The organism is Limnohabitans sp. Rim47 (assembly GCF_001517545.1).
Lineage (GTDB): Bacteria > Pseudomonadota > Gammaproteobacteria > Burkholderiales > Burkholderiaceae_C > Limnohabitans_A.
This window is the reverse complement of record NZ_FBYA01000001.1, coordinates 1,037,685-1,056,526: the sequence shown is the minus strand read 5'-3', so window position 1 is coordinate 1,056,526 and position 18,842 is coordinate 1,037,685. Positions and strand designations below refer to the sequence as shown.

Sequence of the window (18,842 nt, the reverse complement as noted above, 5' to 3'; positions counted from 1 at the left end):
AGCCATGGCACAATGCGCGCTGTACTCAGGCCCTTCCCATGCCACAGTCGCATCCGCCAACCGGTTCAGCCGTGTCGCGGAAGGTAAATCTCAACCAACTAATGTTTCCCCGAGGGAAACGGAGGTCAGCGAAATATGAGCGAGACAAATTCCGTCTACTCTGCCTACTCAGGCAATACCCATCTCTTCGGGGGCAACACCCCCTATGTCGAGGAGATGTACGAAAACTATTTGGCCAATCCAGGCAGCGTGCCCGACTCGTGGCGCGAGTACTTTGATGCCCTCCAGCACGTTCCCGCAGTGGACGGCTCCAACGCCAAAGACGTTCCCCATTTGCCCGTCATCAACGCTTTTGCCGAACGCGCCAAAGCCGGTGGCACCAAAGTGGTCATGGCCAGTGAAAACGTCGAGATGGGCCGCAAGCGCACCGCTGTTCAGCAGCTGATTGCCGCATACCGCAACGTGGGCCAGCGCTGGGCTGACCTTGACCCGCTCAAGCGCACCGAGCGCCCCAACATTCCTGATCTCGATCCCGCTTTCTACGGCTTTTCTGACGCCGACCAAGAAACCGTGTTCGACACCAGCAACACCTTTTTCGGCAAAAACAACATGTCTTTGCGTGAGCTGCTCAATGCGCTGCGCGAGACGTATTGCGGCACGCTGGGTGCCGAGTACATGTACACCACCGAGCAGGCTGAAAAGCGCTGGTGGCAGCAAAAGCTCGAAAGCATCCGCAGCAAGCCGAGCTTTGGCTCTGACAAGAAAAAGCAGATCCTCGACCGCCTGACCGCAGCCGAAGGCCTTGAGCGTTATTTGCACACCAAATACGTCGGCCAAAAGCGTTTCTCGCTCGAAGGTGGCGAGAGCTTCATCGCCGCCATGGACGAGCTGATCCAACAAGCCGGTGCACAAGGCGTGCAAGAAGTGGTGATTGGCATGGCCCACCGTGGCCGTTTGAACGTGCTGGTCAACACCATGGGCAAATTGCCTGCGGACCTGTTTGCCGAGTTCGACCACACCGCCCCCGAAGACCTGCCTGCCGGTGACGTGAAATACCACCAGGGCTTCAGCTCGGACGTGAACACCGCCGGTGGCCCTGTGCACTTGTCGCTGGCTTTCAACCCCTCGCACCTGGAAATCGTCAACCCCGTGGTGGAAGGCTCGGTGCGTGCCCGCATGGACCGCCGTGATGACCCGCTGGGCAAGCAAGTGCTGCCCGTGTTGGTGCACGGTGACTCGGCCTTCGGCGGTCAAGGCGTGAACCAAGAAACTTTGGCTTTGGCCCAAACCCGTGGTTACTCCACAGGCGGCACTGTCCACATCATCATCAACAACCAGATCGGTTTCACCACCTCTGACCCCCGCGACATGCGCTCCAGCGTGTTCTGCACCGACATCGTCAAGATGGTCGAGGCACCTGTGCTGCACGTCAACGCGGACGATCCAGAGACCGTCGTGCTGGCCACGCAATTGGCGCTGGAATACCGCATGACATTCCAGAAGGATGTCGTGTTGGACGTGGTGTGTTTCCGCAAACTGGGCCACAACGAGCAGGACACACCTGCCTTGACCCAGCCGCTGATGTACAAAAAGATCGCGACACACCCTGGCACCCGCAAGTTGTTTGCAGACAAGCTGTCTGCCCAAGGCTTGGGCGAGACCATTGGCGACGACATGGCCAAGGCCTACCGTGCGGCATTGGACGCTGGTAAAAACACGACCGAACCTGTTCTGACCAACTTCAAGACCAAGTTCACCGTGGACTGGGCGCCGTATATGGGCAAGAAGTGGACCGACGCGGGTGACACTTCCATCCTTCTGGCCGACTGGAAGCGTTTGGCCGAGAAGATCACCACCATTCCAGAGTCGGTCACACCGCACCAATTGGTCAAGAAGGTCTATGACGACCGCGCTGCCATGGGCCGTGGCGACACGCCTGTGGACTGGGGCATGGGCGAGCACATGGCTTTCGCATCCTTGGTGGCCAGCGGCTACCCCGTGCGTTTGTCTGGCGAAGACTGTGGCCGTGGCACGTTCACGCACCGCCACGCCGTGATTCACGACCAAAAGCGCGAAAAATGGGACACCGGCACTTACGTTGCGCTGCAAAACGTCTCTGACAAGCAGGCACCGTTTGTCGTGATCGACTCGATCCTGTCCGAAGAGGCCGTGTTGGGTTTCGAATACGGTTATGCCTCCAACGACCCCAGCACTTTGGTGATCTGGGAAGCTCAGTTTGGCGACTTTGCCAACGGCGCACAGGTCGTGATCGACCAGTTCATTGCTTCTGGCGAAGTCAAATGGGGCCGTGTCAACGGCCTGACCTTGATGCTGCCACACGGCTACGAAGGCCAAGGCCCTGAGCACAGCTCAGCACGCGTTGAGCGCTTCATGCAGTTGGCTGCCGACACCAACATGCAGATCGTGCAGCCGACCACGGCCAGCCAGATCTTCCATGTGCTGCGTCGCCAAATGGTGCGCGACATTCGCAAGCCACTGGTCATCTTCACGCCCAAGTCGCTGTTGCGCAACAAGGACGCCACTTCCCCGGTGTCCGAGTTCACCAAAGGCAGCTTCCAGACCGTGATCCCTGAGAACAAGCCCCTCAAGGCCGACAAGGTCAAGCGCGTGATCGCTTGCTCGGGCAAGGTGTACTACGACCTGGTCAAACAGCGTGAAGCCAAAGGCGCTGACGACACCGCCATCATCCGCGTGGAACAGCTCTATCCCTTCCCACACAAGGCCTTCGCAGCCGAAATCAAGAAGTACCCCAACGCCACCGACATCGTGTGGTGCCAGGACGAGCCACAAAACCAGGGTGCCTGGTTCTTCATTCAGCACAACATCCACGAGAACATGCTCGAAGGTCAAAAACTGGGCTATGCCGGTCGCGCAGCGTCTGCATCGCCAGCGGTGGGTTATTCACACCTGCACCAGGACCAGCAAAAAGCATTGATCGAAGCGGCCTTCTCGAAGCTCAAGGGCTTCGTGCTGACCAAGTGATCTTCCAGAACAACCTTGCGTTTAACCTTTAAAGAGAATTCAAAATGGCTATCGTAGAAGTCAAAGTACCCCAGCTGTCCGAGTCCGTGGCCGAGGCCACCATGTTGCAGTGGAAAAAGAAGGTCGGCGAAGCTGTTGCTGCTGACGAGATCCTGATCGAAATCGAAACCGACAAAGTCGTGCTCGAAGTGCCTGCACCCGCTGCTGGCGTGATCTGTGAAATCCTTGTCGCTGACGGCGGCACCGTCGCGGCCGAGCAACTGATTGCCCGCATCGACACCGAAGGTAAAGCAGGCGCCAGCGCTGCACCAGCCGCTGCCGCTCCAGCCGCAGCCCCCGCTGCTGCTGTTGTTGCTGCAGCCCCAGCCACGGGTGGCAACATGGCTGGCGTGGCCATGCCCGCTGCCGCCAAGCTGATGGCTGACAACAACCTGGCTGCTGGCTCTGTTGCCGGTTCCGGTAAAGATGGCCGCGTCACCAAGGGTGATGTGTTGTCTGCCGTGGTCGGTGGTGTCAAGTCAACCGCCGCTGTGATCCCCACAGGGGCACCGACCAAGGTGCTGGCCCAAGTGGCTGCGCCCGCCGTGGCATTGGGCGATCGCCCAGAGCAGCGCGTGCCTATGACCCGTTTGCGTGCCCGCGTGGCCGAGCGTTTGTTGCAATCGCAATCGACCAACGCCATCTTGACCACCTTCAACGAGATCAACATGGCCCCGGTCATGGACATGCGCAAGCGCATGCAAGACCGTTTTGAGAAAGAACACGGCTGCAAGTTGGGTTTCATGAGCTTCTTCGTCAAGGCAGCAGTGCACGCCCTGAAGAAATTCCCCGTGCTCAATGCCTCGGTGGACGGCAATGACATCGTGTACCACGGCTACTTTGACATCGGTATCGCGGTCGGTTCGCCACGTGGTTTGGTGGTGCCCATCTTGCGCAACGCCGACCAGATGAGCTTTGCCGACATCGAGAAAAAGATCGCCGAATTCGGCGTGAAAGCCCGTGACGGCAAACTGGGCATCGAAGAGATGACCGGCGGTACTTTCTCGATCTCTAACGGCGGCACTTTCGGCTCGATGATGTCCACCCCCATCATCAACCCACCCCAGTCCGCGATTTTGGGCGTGCACGCGACCAAAGACCGCGCCATGGTGGAAAACGGCCAAGTCGTGGTTCGCCCCATGAACTACTTCGCCATGTCTTACGACCACCGCATCATCGACGGCCGCGAAGCTGTCTTGGGCTTGGTCGCCATGAAGGAAGCGCTGGAAGACCCAGCCCGCCTGCTGTTCGACATCTGATTTCCCTGAATCTGCAATGCCCCCTTTTCGGGGGCGTTGTCCATTGAGAAGACAAATACCATGAGCAAACAATTCGACGTCGTTGTCATCGGCGGTGGCCCCGGTGGCTACATTGCAGCCATTCGCGCTGCCCAACTCGGTTTCCAAGTCGCCTGTATCGACGAGTGGAAAAACGCAGCCGGTGGCCCAGCGCCCGGCGGCACCTGCACCAACGTGGGTTGCATCCCATCCAAGGCCTTGTTGCAGTCCAGCGAGCACTTTGACCACGCCAATCACCACTTCGCAGAGCACGGCATCAGCGCCAAAGACGTGAAGATGGACGTGGCCAAGATGATTGCCCGCAAGGACAACGTTGTGAAGCAAAACAACGACGGCATTTTGTACCTGCTGAAGAAAAACAAAGTCACCTTCTTCCACGGTCGCGGCAGCTTTGCCGGCCAAGCCGAAGGCGGTTACACGATCAACGTGGCCGGTAAGACCGAAGAGGCCATCACGGCCAAGCAAGTCATCATCGCCACCGGCTCCAATGCCCGCGCTTTGCCCGGCACGCCGTTTGACGAAGTCAACGTGTTGTCGAACGACGGTGCTTTGCGCGTGGGCACTGTGCCCAAAAAGCTGGCCCTGATCGGCTCCGGCGTGATCGGTCTCGAGATGGGCTCGGTCTGGCGTCGTTTGGGCTCTGAAGTCACCATCCTCGAAGGTCTGCCGACTTTCTTGGGCGCGGTGGACGAGCAAATCGCCAAAGAAGCCAAAAAGGCTTTCGACAAGCAAGGCCTGAAGATCGAACTCGGCGTGAAAGTCGGCGAGATCGTCAATGGCAAAAAGGGCGTGACCGTCAATTACACCAACGCCAAAGGCGAAGCTGTGGTGCTGGACGCTGACAAGTTGATCATCTCGATTGGCCGTGTGCCCAACACCATCGGCTTGAACACCGAGGCTGTGGGCTTGCAGCTGGACGAGCGCGGCGCGATTGTGGTGGACGCTGACTGCAAAACCAACCTGCCCGGCGTCTGGGCGGTGGGCGATGTGGTGCGCGGCCCGATGCTGGCACACAAAGCCGAAGAAGAGGGCGTTGCCGTGGCCGAGCGCATTGCGGGCCAGCACGGCCATGTCAACTTCAACACCATTCCTTGGGTCATCTACACGAGTCCCGAAATCGCTTGGGTTGGCCGCACAGAGCAGCAACTCAAGGCCGACGGTGTGGCCTACAAGGCGGGTTCGTTCCCGTTCTTGGCCAATGGCCGTGCACGCGCTTTGGGCGATACGACCGGCATGGTGAAAATGTTGGCCGACGCCACAACCGACGAGATTTTGGGCGTTCACATTGTGGGCCCGATGGCGTCAGAGTTGATTGCCGAAGCCGTGGTGGCCATGGAATTCCGTGCCAGCGCAGAAGACATTGCCCGCATCTGCCACGCACACCCGTCCTTGAGCGAGTCGACCAAAGAAGCGGCTTTGGCCGTTGACAAGCGCACTTTGAACTTCTGAGCCCATGACGCGTCCTGAACTGCGGTTTGGGGCGAGTTGGGGTAAAGTTCTGCAACCCTGAAAACCCGGGCTTTGTCCCGGGTTTTGTTTTTGAATCGAAGAGCAAGTCACCCATGTCCGTTCGTGCCGTTTACGAAGAAGAGCTCCAAAAGCGGGGCTATCAAAGTGACCCCGCCCAGTTGCGGGCCATCGAAGCGCTAGAGCGTTGCGCCAGCGAATGGGCCGCCTACAAATCCAAGCGTTCGGGTTTGCTGGGCAAGTTCCTCAGCCGCCCGGAAATCCCCAAAGGGGTTTACATGTTCGGTGGCGTTGGCCGCGGCAAAAGCTTCTTGATGGACTGCTTTTTTGCGGCGGTGCCCATCCAGCGCAAAACCCGTTTGCATTTCCACGAGTTCATGCGCGAAGTGCACCGCGAACTCACAGCCATTCAGGGCACTGTGAATCCGCTGGACGAATTGGGCAAGCGCATGGCCAAGCGCTATCGCTTGATCTGCTTTGACGAGTTCCATGTGGCCGACATCACCGACGCCATGATCTTGCACCGCCTGTTGGTGGCGCTGTTCGACAACGGCGTGGGCTTTGTCACCACCTCCAATTTCGAGCCCAATGGCCTGTACCCGGATGGCTTGCACCGCGACCGCATTTTGCCTGCTATTGCTTTGCTGAACCAGCGCATGCAGGTTCTCAACGTGGACAACGGCACCGATTACCGACGTCGCACGCTCGAGATGGTCAAGCTGTACCACACCCCTTTGGGCGAGCAGGCCGATGTTGAGATGCACGATGCATTCAACCGCCTGGCCACAGGCCCCGATGAAGACCCGGTGTTGCAGATCGAGGCCCGCCAAATCAATGCCAAGCGCCGCGCGGGCGACGTGGTTTGGTTTGACTTCAAGGCCATTTGTGGCGGTCCGCGTTCACAAAACGATTACCTTGAAATTGCCACTCAGTACCACACGGTCATGCTGAGCAATGTGCCGCACATGCCGGTCAGCATGGCTTCTGAGGCGCGGCGCTTCACATGGCTGATCGATGTGCTGTACGACCGCCGGGTCAAATTGATCATGTCGGCCGCTGTCGCGCCAGAGGCGCTTTACACCTCAGGCCCCATGTCGCATGAATTTCCGCGTACCGTCTCGCGTTTGCACGAGATGCAGTCCAGCGAATTTCTGGCGCTAGAGCACCGCACTGTGGACACGCATCTCACATGAAACGTTGTCTGTTGGCGGTCTTGGCCGCGTTGAGCACCGGCGGGCTGTGCGCTCAGTCCTTGGTGGCCGTGCCTGACTTCATCCGCGTGCAGCGCGAAGAGATCGTCCAACAGCGTGGGCTGATCATGGCCACTTACCAGGAAGACGCAAAAGCCTGTTGGCAAAAATTTGCGGTCAACGCCTGTCTCAGTGATGCCCGCAAAAAACGCCGCGCATCACTGGAGCCACTGCGCCAGCAAGACTTGTTGTTGAACGTACAAGAGCGCCAGTGGCGAACCGAGCAGCGCAATTTGCGCCTTGAAGGTAAGCAGCCAGAAAACCGCAGCACACCATGACGACCGACCATTTCGAGGATTTGCGTTCGCCTCAGCGGCAATTGATCGAATGGCAGATGGAACATGCGGACCTTGATGCCTTGATCGACCAAGCTGTTCTGGCCACCCAGCCTTTGGACGAGCTGCTTTTGCGGCGGCTCAAAAAACGCCGCTTGGCTTTACGCGACCAAATGGCCCAATTGCAGTGGATGTTAGACCCCAAGGAGCCGGCTTGAGTTTGCTTGTTCAAAGGGTCTCCGAGACCCTGTCAAGCAATGGTGCCTTGGCGCAGGCTGTGGCCGGGTTTCAACCAAGAGCTGGCCAGACCGACATGGCCATGGCGGTCACCCAGACCCTGGAGCAGGGCGGCCAACTGGTGGTTGAAGCCGGCACGGGTGTGGGCAAAACCTATGCTTATCTGGTGCCCGTGTTGCTGAGTGGCCAGCGGGCCCTGGTGTCGACGGCGACCAAAGCCCTGCAAGACCAATTGTTTTCCCGTGACATCCCACGGCTGGTGGAGGTGTTGGGCCTGCCCATTCGGGTGGCCTTGCTCAAGGGACGTTCCAATTACCTGTGTTTGCACCGCATGGAGCAAGCACGGCACAGTGCCGAGTCTGCTCAACCGGGGGCGCAGCGCGCACTCGCCAAAATTGAAACCTGGTCGCAGGCCACCCGCACGGGTGATATGGCCGAGCTGACGGGGCTGGACGAGCGTTCGTCTTTGTGGCCCTTGGTCACCTCGACGCGTGACAATTGCTTGGGCTCCAGCTGCCCGCGTTACCGGGCCTGTCACGTCAACCTGGCCCGCAAAGAGGCGATGGCGTCGGATGTGGTCGTCATCAACCACCATTTGTTTTTTGCCGACATGGCGGTGCGTGAATCGGGCGTGGCCGAGCTGTTGCCGACAGTGCGCGTCACCGTGTTTGACGAAGCGCACCAACTCAACGAGATCGGTGTGAATTTTCTGGGCAAGCAGCTGTCAACGGTGCAGTTGCTGGAGTTGTCGCGCGATGTGCTGGCCACGGGTTTGCAATTGGCGCGTGGTTTGGTTGACTGGCATGCGTTGACGGACCGTCTGGAAAAATCTTCCCGTGATTTGCGTCTGGCAGCTGGCATGCACCGGGGCTCGGTCCGTCTGCGATGGACAGAGACCTTGCCCGAAGGTGTCGAAGGGTCTGAGTGGACGCCTGCTCTGCAAAATGTGTTGCAGGCTTTGGCGCAGCTGCAAAATGGGCTCGAAACCGTGGCCGAACTGGCACCGGATTTTCAGCGCTTGCTTGAACGCGCATGCGAGTTGAGTCAAAAGGCAGATTTGTTTTCAAAGGTCCCCGATCCTGAAGGCGTTCGCTGGGCGGAAGTCAGCGCTCAACTGCGGTTAATCGAGTCGCCGCTGGACATCGCGCAGGCCTTTTCTGCTTTGACGAGACCCGTTCAAGCCCCTTTGGTTTTAGACCATGAGGCGCTAGATGACGAGGCTTCAGACCCCGAATCTATTCAGGCCCTGATGGCCGGAGACCCCCGCCACGGATCTGACCCGCAAGCGACCCAAGGCAGCGGTGTGGGCCAACGCGCCTGGATTTTCACCTCAGCCACGCTGGGTGATGAGCCCAGCTTGCGCTGGTTCACCGAGCCTTGTGGCTTGACTTCGGCCCAAGTGATGCAGGTCAGCAGCCCCTTTGACTACGCCCAGCAAGCCGCACTTTATGTGCCCGACCATTTGCCCAAACCGGGCGATCCAGGCCACGCCGGGCATGTGGCGCAGTTGGTGGTCGAAGCGGTGGAGCTGTTGGGGGGCAGAACGCTGGTGCTCACGACCACCTTGAACGCCATGCGCGCGATCGGCGAGTATTTGCAAACACGTCTCGACCCGGCTGCGAATGTCGAAGTGCTGGTACAGGGCCAAAGCCCCAAGCGGCGCTTGATGGAGCGTTTCAGGGAAGGTGCAGGCGATGGCCGTGCGGGTTGTGTACTGGTCGCTTCTGCATCGTTTTGGGAGGGCTTTGATGTCCCCGGCGATGCGCTGCAGCTGGTGGTCATCGACAAGTTGCCGTTTCCACCACCCGGAGACCCGCTGTTCGAGGCGAGAAGTCAGCGCGTCACGCGAGAGGGGCGCAGTGCCTTTGCCGATCATGCTTTGCCCGAAGCTGCTGTGGCGCTCAAGCAAGGGGCCGGGCGCTTGATTCGCAGCGAAACAGACCGAGGGGTTTTGGTGGTGTGCGATACGCGCCTGACCACCATGTCGTATGGACGCAGACTGGTGCGGGGCTTGCCGGAGATGCGCCGCCTGAGCGGGCATGCCGAGTTTTTATCGACTTTGCGTCAATTCACCACAGACGCCACCAGCTGGACGACTTCTTGACCCCTTCGGCCTTGAGGTAATCGGACTGTGGGAAGTTTTTCTCTAGCACGCGCTTGGCGTCGTCGCGCAAAGCGGTCATGCCCATCGCGCCATAAGAGCTGACCAGAATGCCCAGGGCTTCTTCAACAGCGGGCACGCCCGGGTATTCGGCAATGGCTTGCTGAGCACGGTTCACGGCGGCGACGTGCGCACCACGGCTGGCGTAGTAACGCGCAACATGAACCTCATAAGCGGCCAGTGCATTCACGATGTGCAACATGCGCTGGCGTGCTTCGGGGGCGTATTTAGACGCGGGAAAGCGCGTGCTCAACTCTTTGAAAGCCTCATAAGAGTCTTTGGCCGCTTTTTGGTCACGCTCGGAAAGGTCTTGCCTGGTCAGGAACGAAAACATGCCCAGGTTGTCGTTGAAATTGACCAAACCTTTGAGGTAGATCGCGTAGTCCAATGCCGGGCTGGCTGGGTGCAAACGGATGAAGCGGTCCAGGGTTGCCACCGCCTGGATTTTGTCGCCTGTTTTGTATTGGGCGTAAGCCTTGTCGATTTGGGCTTGTTGCGCCAGGACGGTGCCTGCAGCACGGCCTTCGAGTTTTTCGTAATAGCCGATGGCCTTGTCCCAAGCGCCTGCGTTGGCTTCGTCACGCGCTTCGCTGTAAATTTTCTCGGGCGTCCAACCCGCGGTCACATCTTTTTGGGTGTTGGCGCAGCCTGACAGAAACAGGCCCACGGCCAAAGCCAGGCCAGCTGGAACCGTCGATAATCTGAAGCTTCGCATCTGTGACACCCTTGTACTGTTGAACCCCTTGATTATATCGACCGACCCCGAAATGGAAGAGCCCTCTGCCTTGATGGAAGACGGTGAACGCGCGCTGGAGGCTGCGGACGAGGAGGTGCGCACGACCCAGGTGCCCATGACTTTGCACGGCCAGCGACTGGACCGAGCTTTGGCGCAAATGGTGCCTGAGTTTTCGCGCAGCTATTTGCAGCAACTCATTGAGCAGGGTGATGCATTGATTGACGGGCGCGTGGTCACCAAGGTGTCGACCAAAGTGCGTTTGGGGCACCGGGTTGAGGTCACACTGCGGGCCACGCCCCAGTCTCAGGCTTTTGTGCCCGAAGACATGCCGATCGATGTGGTTTACGAAGATGCGCACCTGCGCGTGATCAATAAGCCTGCTGGTCTGGTGGTGCATCCGGCACCGGGCAACTGGCGCGGCACCTTGCTCAATGGGCTGTTGGCCTTGGACCCACTGGCCTCCGATGTGCCTCGGGCGGGCATTGTCCATCGCTTGGACAAGGACACCAGTGGCTTGATGGTGGTGGCGCGCACGCGCCAGGCCATGGATGCCCTGGTGCAGCAAATCGCGGCCCGTGACGTCCATCGCCAATATCTGGCCATTGCCCACAAGCCCTGGACGGCACCATCCCCCATGACCGTCGAGGCCCCCATTGGTCGGGATCCAGCCAATCGCCTGCGCATGGCGGTGGTCGATTTGACTTACCAATCGGGCAAAACAGCCGCGACCACGATCGAGGTGCTGGATCAAAACAACCTCGGTTGTCTGGTCCAGTGCACCTTGCACACAGGGCGCACCCATCAGATCCGGGTTCACATGGCCCATGTCGGGCACGCCTTGCTCGCGGATGCCGTTTACGGTGGTGTCAAAGCCGCAGGCATGGAGCGCCAGGCATTGCATGCCTGGCATCTGGCCTTTGTCCATCCGATCACCGGACAATCGATCGATCTGAGGTCTTCCTTGCCCACTGACATGGCCGACGCACTGGCTCTTTGGGGTCTCAGCTACAATCTGCCCTCCCAGGGAGCTTGAGCCAGATTCACTGGCCCGCGCGAATCCAGGGTTTGGTCAGTGGCCAAGCCTCTCCAGAACGGGGCTGTTTTTCACAAAAACGGCCATCACCTCTGCACCTTTTACGCCGTGAGGCGTTTTTTCTCCCGAAAGATCGACACATGAACACGGCGCAAGCCCAACGTGTCCTGGAAACGGCCTTGCTCACAGCAGGTCAGCCTTTGTCATTGCGCGACATGCGCGTGTTATTTGACGATGCGCTCGGGGCCGACACCCTGCGGCAAATGCTGCAAGACATACAACAAGAGTGGGCTCAAAAAGGGCTTGAGTTGACCAGCGTGGCCAGCGGTTGGCGCTTTCAAAGCCGGCCTGAGTTGCGTCAGTTTCTGGACCGCCTGCACCCCGAAAAGCCACCTAAATACACCCGTGCGGTGCTCGAAACACTGGCCATCATTGCGTACCGTCAGCCGGTGACCCGGGGCGATATGGAAGATATTCGAGGCGTGACCATCAACTCACAAATCCTCAAGCAGTTGGAAGACCGCGGATGGGTGGAAGTCATTGGCCACCGGGAAACCGTGGGTCGACCAGGTTTGTACGCCACCACGCGCCAGTTTCTCGATGATTTGGGGCTTGCTTCTCTCGATCAGCTGCCCATGCTTTCCCAGGTCGATGGTCAAACGTCGGCTTTGTCCGGCTTGGTTGACGAACTGCCTGTTCAGCCCTCCTTGTCGCTCGAAGACGCGATCAACGCCTTGCCTTTCGAGATGCCCATCGTGGCCGATTCGGAAGATGCCGCTGCCCCCGACGCCTCTGGCGCTCACCCCGATCACAGTGATGATCCTAGCCTGTCTGCGAACCCAGATAACCACCCTGACCGTCCGCTGCATGGCGAAGAGTCCTCCAACAAATGAACCAAGCAAATCACGACGACAAGCGCTCGTCCGCACCCGATGCCGCAGCTCGCCAACCCAAGGCGGACCTGCATGCCGAGTCGACCTATAAACCGATTGAGCTGGCCGATGTGGTCTCGGGTCAGTTTGACGATGAGGAAGCCACCGAAGACGTCGCTATCGACCTGGGCAAGCGCGTGCTGGCCCCCCAGACCGATTCGCCCAAATTGCACAAAGTGCTGGCGCAAGCCGGCATGGGCTCGCGTCTGGAAATGGAAAAGCTGATTGCCGAAGGCCGAATTTCGGTCAACAACGAGCCGGCCCACGTAGGCCAGCGCGTGCAATACGGTGACCAGATCAAGGTCAATGGCAAACCCATTCACATTCGCATTGACCCGCCTCCAGCCCGGGTGATCGCCTATCACAAACCCGCAGGCGAAATCGTCAGCCATGACGATCCGCAAAACCGCCCGTCGGTGTTTCGCAAATTGCCGCGCCTGCAAAACGGCAAATGGCAGTCTGTGGGTCGTCTGGACCTGAACACGGAAGGCCTCTTGTTGTTCACCAGCTCAGGCGAGCTGGCCAATCAGTTGATGCACCCCCGTTTCGGCCTCGAGCGTGAATACGCGGTGCGCGTTTTGGGCGCATTGAGCAAAGACGAAAAACAAAAACTGCTCGACGGTGTCAACCTCGACGACGGTCCGGCTCAGTTCGGCTCCATTGAAGACGGCGGCGGCGAAGGTTCGAACTGCTGGTATCGCGTCACTATTTCTGAAGGCCGCAACCGCGAGGTGCGCCGCATGATGGAGTCGGTGGGTCATGCGGTGAGCCGCCTGATCCGCATCCGTTACGGTGCAATGGTGTTGCCTCACGGTTTGCGTCGGGGGGCTTGGCTGGAGCTGGACGAGTCCGATATCCGTGCGCTCATGCGCGCTGCGGGCACCCTTGATCGCACCAAGACGGCTGTGCCGCGTCCGGTCTCAAGAACCGATCGCAATGACCGCCGCCCACGCACGGGGGGGCAGGGCCGCATGGGCACAGCGGTGCCACGGGCCAAACCTGCAGCCAAACCCAACCAGGCTGCAGGCGGGTCTGGCTTGCATGCCAAGTCGGATGCCCCGAAAAGTGAGGCCAAGTACATTGGCGCGGAGAGCTTCAACCGTTTGAAAAAAGCCCCAGGCGGTCCAGGCCGTGGTGGGCGTGGCGGCGGTGGCCGGAGCCGTTAATTTCAGTTTCTACTGTGGGGCCATGCGGCGCCACAGTGTCATTTGGCGGGTCTGCTCGGGTTAGAATAGCGGGCTTTGCCGCATGGCAAAAATGCTTTAAAACACTTTCGTACAGGAAATACCATGGCCATCGAACGCACACTCTCCATCATCAAGCCCGACGCAGTCGCCAAGAACGTCATCGGTCAAATCTATGCCCGTTTCGAAGCTGCCGGCCTGAAAGTCGTTGCCGCACGGATGGCTCACTTGTCGCGTGGCGAAGCCGAGCAGTTTTATGCTGTGCACAGCGCACGCCCTTTCTTCAAAGATCTGGTTGATTTCATGATCTCCGGCCCCGTGATGATCCAAGCCCTGGAAGGCGAGAACGCCATTGCCAAGAACCGTGACCTGATGGGCGCGACCGATCCCAAGAAAGCAGACGCTGGCACGATCCGTGCTGACTTCGCTGACAGCATTGATGCCAACGCTGTGCACGGTTCTGACGCCCCTGAAACTGCTGCCGCAGAAGTTGCATTCTTCTTCGCCGGCATGAACGTTTACGCACGCTGATAGCGTCGCGGCTCTAGCGCGACCTTGCCCCCATGACGGCCAACCTGCTCGAATTTGATCTGGATGGTTTGGCCGTTTTTTGCGAGGGTTTGGGCGAAAAACGCTTTCGAGCCACCCAGTTGTTCCGCTGGATTCACCAGCGGGGCGCTGCTGATTTTGATCAAATGAGTGATTTGGCCAAGTCTTTGCGCCAAAAACTCCACTCTCACGCGCACGTTTCAGCGCTGCCCGTGATCAGTCAACACATCTCGACCGACGGCACCATCAAGTGGTTGTTTGATGTCGGCGATGGCAACGCCATCGAATCGGTGTTTATTCCCGAAGACGATCGGGGCACCTTGTGCATTTCTTCCCAAGCCGGATGCGCTGTGGGATGTCGTTTTTGTTCTACAGGCCACCAAGGCTTCAGTCGCAACCTGACGACCGGAGAAATTCTGGCGCAACTGTGGTTCGCTGAGCATTTTTTGCGCAAGCACCTGCAAACTGAAGACCGTGTCATCTCCAACGTGGTGATGATGGGCATGGGCGAGCCCCTGCAAAACTACTCAGCTCTGGTGCCCGCCTTGCGTGCCATGCTCGACGACCACGGCTATGGCCTGTCGCGGCGCCGGGTCACTGTGTCCACGTCGGGCGTGGTGCCCATGATCGAGCGTTTGTCGGCCGATTGTCCGGTGGCATTGGCGGTGTCGCTGCATGCGCCAAACGATGCATTGCGTGACAACTTGGTCCCATTGAATAAAAAATACCCGCTGGATGAACTGATGCAGGCTTGTATCGGTTATTTGGCCCATGCGCCGCGCGACTTCATCACTTTTGAATATTGCATGCTCGATGGCGTCAACGACCAGCCCGAGCACGCCAGCCAGCTCATTGATCTGGTGCAAAAGCACGCTCGCCAGGGCCTGCGTTGCAAGTTCAACCTGATCCCTTTCAATCCATTTCCGGCTTCTGGCTTGCTGCGCTCGTCCAGCGGCCGCGTGCAGGCCTTTGCCAAACAGCTGCAAGAAGCGGGCTTGGTGACCACGGTTCGTAAAACCCGAGGGGATGACATCGACGCCGCTTGCGGGCAATTGGCCGGTGATGTGAAAGACCGCACGCAAGTTCAAAGCCGCATGGCGCAGCAACGCACCATTCGCTTGGTACCCGTTTCTTCTGTTCAAGTCCAGGAGCCTCGCGATGCCTGAAAACACAAACCCTGACAGTTCTACGCTCGCCTCTGACAGCGGAGCATCACCCGTTTCTCCCGCTCCAGCCGCGACTGCTGGCAGTCTGTTGAAAGCGGCCCGGCAAGCGGCCGGTGTGCATTTGGCGGTTTTATCGGCGAACTTGAAGGTTCCCGTGCGGCAGTTGGCGGCCCTGGAGGCAGACGAGTACCCAACCGATTCAAGCCCTGTATTTGCCCGAGGTTTAGCCGCCAGCGTGTGCCGACAGTTGCGCGTCGATTCAGCCCCGATCTTGGCTTTGTTGCCACAATCGGCCAACTACTTGGAGCCGCATGGTGCTGTGCGCTATGCCTACACCCCACCCGTTGATTTGGGCCGCATGCCTCGCTCCACTTTCGAGGTGCCGGGCAAGGCTTTGTGGGCAGCCGTTGGCATGCTGGTTGTGATTGCAGCGTTGATCTGGTTGCCTGGCCCCTCAAAGTTGGGCTGGTTGAATGGTCTGCCCGATGTGGTGGCCGTGTCAGTGCCTGCAGCAGAGGCCGTTACAAGCCCCGCCGATCCGGTGTCTTTGGCCACACCTTTGAACCCGACAGAGTTGGCCATGTCCGCGTCTGAGGCAACGCCCTTGGGCGCGCCCGGCGTCGTTGTGGCAGCTATTTCGGCACCCGTTGCGGTGGCCTCAGCCACGTCCGAGTTGTTGTTCAGTGCCCAAAATGTCAGCTGGATCGAGGTGCGGGATGGTCAAAAACAACTCATCTGGAATGGCGTTTTGAATTCGGGCGAAACCAAGCGCGTCACTGCTGTTTTGCCTGTTTCGGTGGTGGTGGGCCGTGCCGATGCTGTTCAATTGTCTGTCAAGGGTCAAGCTTTCGACCTCAAGCCACACACCCAGGTCAACACTGCCCGATTTGAGGTGAAGCCATGATTTCTCCATCCCCGATTGACATCGCATTGCCAGCCAAGCGACACAGCCGCCAGTCCAAAGTGGTCTGGGGTTCGCGCGTGGTCACCGTGGGCGGTGGCGCACCTGTGCGTGTGCAGTCCATGACCAACACCGATACGGTGGACGTGATCGGCACTGCCATCCAGGTCAAGGAACTGGCGATTGCCGGCTCCGAGATGGTCCGCATCACGGTCAACACGCCCGAAGCAGCGCAGGCTGTGCCGCACATCCGCGACCAACTCGACAAAATGGGCATCGACGTGCCCTTGATCGGCGATTTCCATTACAACGGCCACCGCCTGCTGACCGACTATCCGGCCTGTGCCGAGGCGCTGTCCAAATACCGCATCAACCCCGGCAATGTGGGAAAAGGCGACAAACGTGATGTGCAGTTTGGCCAGATGATCGAAGCGGCCATGCGGTTTGACAAAGCCATCCGCATCGGCGTGAATTGGGGCAGCCTCGACCAAGATTTGCTGGCCGAATTGATGGACACCAACAGCCAGCGTGCCCAGCCTTGGGAGGCGCGGCAGGTCATGTACGAAGCTTTGATCAGCTCGGCCATCTCGTCTGCTCAGCGTGCCGAGGCCATGGGCCTCAATGGCGCGCAAATCGCGCTGTCGTGCAAAGTGTCGGGTGTGCAAGATTTGATTTCTGTCTACCGCGAGCTGGGCCGCCGCACCGATTACGCCTTGCATTTGGGTTTGACCGAGGCGGGCATGGGCACCAAGGGCACGGTGGCGTCGGCCACGGCCTTATCGATCTTGTTGCAAGAGGGCATTGGCGACACGATTCGTGTCTCGCTCACGCCGCAGCCGGGCGAAGCGCGCACGCAAGAAGTGGTGATCGCTTCAGAGATTTTGCAGTCACTGGGTTTGCGCATTTTTGTGCCCAGCGTGACCGCTTGCCCCGGTTGTGGGCGCACCACCAGCAGCACCTTCCAAGATTTGGCCAAACAAATCGACGACTTTTTGCGCGCCCAGATGCCCGTTTGGCGAGTGCGTTACCCCGGCGTTGAAAACCTCAAGGTGGCTGTGATGGGCTGCATCGTCAACGGCCCCGGCGAGAGCAAGCACGCCGACATCGGCATCAGTTTGCCGGGTACCGGTGAAGCGCCTGCTGCTCCGGTCTTCATTGACGGCGAAAAGCGACTGACCTTGCGCGGCGATGGCATCGCGCAAGAGTTTCAGGTGCTGGTTGAAAACTACATTGAGAATCGTTTTGGTTCCGGATCTGCTGAGAAAAAATGAGCGAGTCTTCGAAAGAAAACGCCCCCAAGGCCGAAAAAATGGCAAAAGCCCAGAAGCTGGTGGGCGTCAAGGGCATGAACGACATCTTGCCGCCTGAGTCTGCCCGCTGGGAATGGCTGGAGGCCCAGGTGCGTGATTTGATGGCGCGTTACGCCTACCGCAATGTGCGATTGCCCATTGTGGAGCCCACCGCGCTGTTCGTGCGCGGCTTGGGCGAGGTGACCGACATCGTGGAAAAGGAGATGTACTCCTTTGAGGACCGCCTTAATGGCGAACAGCTGACTTTGCGCCCAGAAGGCACCGCAGGCTTGGTTCGGGCCGTGGTTGAGCACAACCTGCTGTACGAAGGCGGCAAACGCCTGTACTACATGGGGCCGATGTTTCGCCATGAGCGTCCCCAGCGCGGCCGTTACCGCCAGTTCCACCAAATCGGTGCCGAAGTGCTGGGTTTTGGCGGTGCCGAGGTGGATGCCGAACTGATTTTGCTGGCCAATGACCTTTGGAAGGTGTTGGGCCTCAAGGACGTGCGACTGGAACTGAACAGCTTGGGCCAGCCCGCTGAGCGCCAGGCCCACCGCGCTGCGCTGATTGCCCACCTCGAAAAGCACAGCGATGTGCTGGACGAAGAAGCCAAACGCCGCCTGCACAGCAACCCACTGCGCATCCTGGACACCAAAAACCCGGCCATGCAAAGCGTGGTTGAGGCCGCACCGCGTTTGCTCGACTTTTTGGGTGAAGCCTCTTTGGCGCACTTCAACGCGGTCAAAGCCATCCTGGACGCCAACGGCGTGGCCTACAGCATCAACCCGCGTTTGGTGCGGGGCATGGATTACTACAACCTCACGGTGTTCGAGTTCATCACCACCCGCTTGGGCTCGCAAGGCACCATTTGTGGCGGTGGCCGTTATGACTACCTGATCGAGCAAATTGGCGGCAAGCCATCGCCCGCTGTGGGTTGGGCGCTCGGTGTCGAGCGCGTGCTCGAACTGATCAAAGAGCAGGGCGAGGCTTTGCCCGATCTGGCCCCCGATGTGTACGCCATCATTCCCGAAGCCGCTGCTTTGCCAGTGGCCATGCAGGTCCTTCAAGCCTTGCGCGCTCAGGGCGTATCGGCCCAAATGCACGCGGGCAGCGGCGAGGGCATGGGCAGCATGAAGTCCCAATTCAAAAAAGCCGACGCCTCAGGCGCCCGTTTTGCGTTGGTGTTTGGGGCCGAAGAATTGGCCCAAGGTCGGGTGGCGGTCAAATCGCTGCGCGACGGCGAAGGGGCCCAGCGCACCGAGTCTTTGAGCACCGTGGCCGACTGGGGCCACAGCCTACAATCCACGCTTTGATGCGCA

The 18,842-nt window shown here is 59.2% G+C and carries 16 protein-coding genes; 15 read left to right on the top strand and 1 reads right to left on the bottom strand.

The genetic code is table 11. The annotated features are described in order from the left end of the window. Nucleotides 1-135 precede the first annotated feature (135 nt). The 7 genes from BN3544_RS04865 (at nucleotide 136) to BN3544_RS04835 (ending at nucleotide 9,673) form a co-directional block, all read left to right on the top strand. A complete protein-coding gene (locus tag BN3544_RS04865) occupies nucleotides 136-3,003 on the top strand; it encodes a 2-oxoglutarate dehydrogenase E1 component (protein ID WP_026036485.1) in 2,868 nt (955 codons plus the stop codon). A gap of 44 nt (nucleotides 3,004-3,047) precedes the next feature. Next, complete coding sequence (gene odhB / locus BN3544_RS04860) at nucleotides 3,048-4,301, top strand: 2-oxoglutarate dehydrogenase complex dihydrolipoyllysine-residue succinyltransferase (RefSeq protein ID WP_019429062.1); 1,254 nt, start codon at nucleotides 3,048-3,050, stop codon at nucleotides 4,299-4,301. Between the two features lie 60 nt (nucleotides 4,302-4,361). Continuing rightward, nucleotides 4,362-5,789: a dihydrolipoyl dehydrogenase gene (gene lpdA / locus BN3544_RS04855; RefSeq protein ID WP_019429061.1), complete on the top strand. Its 1,428-nt coding sequence runs from the start codon at nucleotides 4,362-4,364 to the stop codon at nucleotides 5,787-5,789. Between the two features lie 113 nt (nucleotides 5,790-5,902). After that, the gene (gene zapE, locus BN3544_RS04850) at nucleotides 5,903-7,000 is read left to right on the top strand and encodes a cell division protein ZapE (protein ID WP_019429060.1); all 1,098 of its coding nucleotides are present in this window, start codon (nucleotides 5,903-5,905) and stop codon (nucleotides 6,998-7,000) included. Further along, on the top strand, nucleotides 6,997-7,335 hold the full coding sequence (locus BN3544_RS04845) for a hypothetical protein (protein ID WP_019429059.1): 339 nt from the start codon (nucleotides 6,997-6,999) through the stop codon (nucleotides 7,333-7,335). The genes zapE and BN3544_RS04845 overlap by 4 nt, the downstream gene beginning before the upstream one ends. Beyond that, a complete protein-coding gene (locus tag BN3544_RS04840) occupies nucleotides 7,332-7,550 on the top strand; it encodes a DUF465 domain-containing protein (protein WP_019429058.1) in 219 nt (72 codons plus the stop codon). Before BN3544_RS04845 ends, BN3544_RS04840 begins: the two co-directional genes overlap by 4 nt. 95 nt (nucleotides 7,551-7,645) lie before the next feature. Further along, on the top strand, nucleotides 7,646-9,673 hold the full coding sequence (locus tag BN3544_RS04835) for an ATP-dependent DNA helicase (protein WP_019429057.1): 2,028 nt from the start codon (nucleotides 7,646-7,648) through the stop codon (nucleotides 9,671-9,673). Here BN3544_RS04835 and BN3544_RS04830 read toward each other — a convergent pair. Further along, complete coding sequence (locus BN3544_RS04830) at nucleotides 9,639-10,445, bottom strand: outer membrane protein assembly factor BamD (protein WP_026036484.1); 807 nt, start codon at nucleotides 10,443-10,445, stop codon at nucleotides 9,639-9,641. The two genes, BN3544_RS04835 and BN3544_RS04830, sit on opposite strands and share 35 nt — an antisense overlap. A 52-nt stretch (nucleotides 10,446-10,497) precedes the next feature. On the opposite strand from BN3544_RS04830, the gene BN3544_RS04825 reads away from it, so the two are divergent. The 8 genes from BN3544_RS04825 (at nucleotide 10,498) to hisS (ending at nucleotide 18,836) form a co-directional block, all read left to right on the top strand. Further along, nucleotides 10,498-11,499 carry an RluA family pseudouridine synthase gene (locus BN3544_RS04825; protein ID WP_019429055.1) on the top strand — a complete coding sequence of 334 codons (1,002 nt, stop codon included), beginning with the start codon at nucleotides 10,498-10,500 and terminating at the stop codon, nucleotides 11,497-11,499. Nucleotides 11,500-11,639: 140 nt separating this feature from the next. Next, entirely contained in the window at nucleotides 11,640-12,392 is a 753-nt protein-coding gene (gene scpB, locus BN3544_RS04820) for an SMC-Scp complex subunit ScpB (RefSeq protein ID WP_019429054.1), read from the top strand. Then, the gene (locus BN3544_RS04815; RefSeq protein ID WP_019429053.1) at nucleotides 12,389-13,597 is read left to right on the top strand and encodes a pseudouridine synthase; all 1,209 of its coding nucleotides are present in this window, start codon (nucleotides 12,389-12,391) and stop codon (nucleotides 13,595-13,597) included. The genes scpB and BN3544_RS04815 overlap by 4 nt, the downstream gene beginning before the upstream one ends. 123 nt (nucleotides 13,598-13,720) lie before the next feature. Further along, nucleotides 13,721-14,146, top strand: a complete 426-nt coding sequence (gene ndk / locus BN3544_RS04810) for a nucleoside-diphosphate kinase (RefSeq protein ID WP_019429052.1) — start codon at nucleotides 13,721-13,723, stop codon at nucleotides 14,144-14,146. A gap of 32 nt (nucleotides 14,147-14,178) precedes the next feature. Next, nucleotides 14,179-15,330 carry a dual-specificity RNA methyltransferase RlmN gene (rlmN, locus tag BN3544_RS04805; protein WP_019429051.1) on the top strand — a complete coding sequence of 384 codons (1,152 nt, stop codon included), beginning with the start codon at nucleotides 14,179-14,181 and terminating at the stop codon, nucleotides 15,328-15,330. After that, nucleotides 15,323-16,234 (top strand): helix-turn-helix domain-containing protein, encoded by a 912-nt coding sequence (locus tag BN3544_RS04800; protein ID WP_081499348.1) that lies wholly within the window; start codon nucleotides 15,323-15,325, stop codon nucleotides 16,232-16,234. The genes rlmN and BN3544_RS04800 overlap by 8 nt, the downstream gene beginning before the upstream one ends. Next, complete coding sequence (ispG, locus tag BN3544_RS04795; RefSeq protein ID WP_019429049.1) at nucleotides 16,231-17,502, top strand: flavodoxin-dependent (E)-4-hydroxy-3-methylbut-2-enyl-diphosphate synthase; 1,272 nt, start codon at nucleotides 16,231-16,233, stop codon at nucleotides 17,500-17,502. The genes BN3544_RS04800 and ispG overlap by 4 nt, the downstream gene beginning before the upstream one ends. Nucleotides 17,503-17,540: 38 nt before the next feature. Further along, the gene (gene hisS, locus BN3544_RS04790; RefSeq protein ID WP_026036483.1) at nucleotides 17,541-18,836 is read left to right on the top strand and encodes a histidine--tRNA ligase; all 1,296 of its coding nucleotides are present in this window, start codon (nucleotides 17,541-17,543) and stop codon (nucleotides 18,834-18,836) included. The last annotated feature ends 6 nt before the right edge of the window (nucleotides 18,837-18,842 follow it).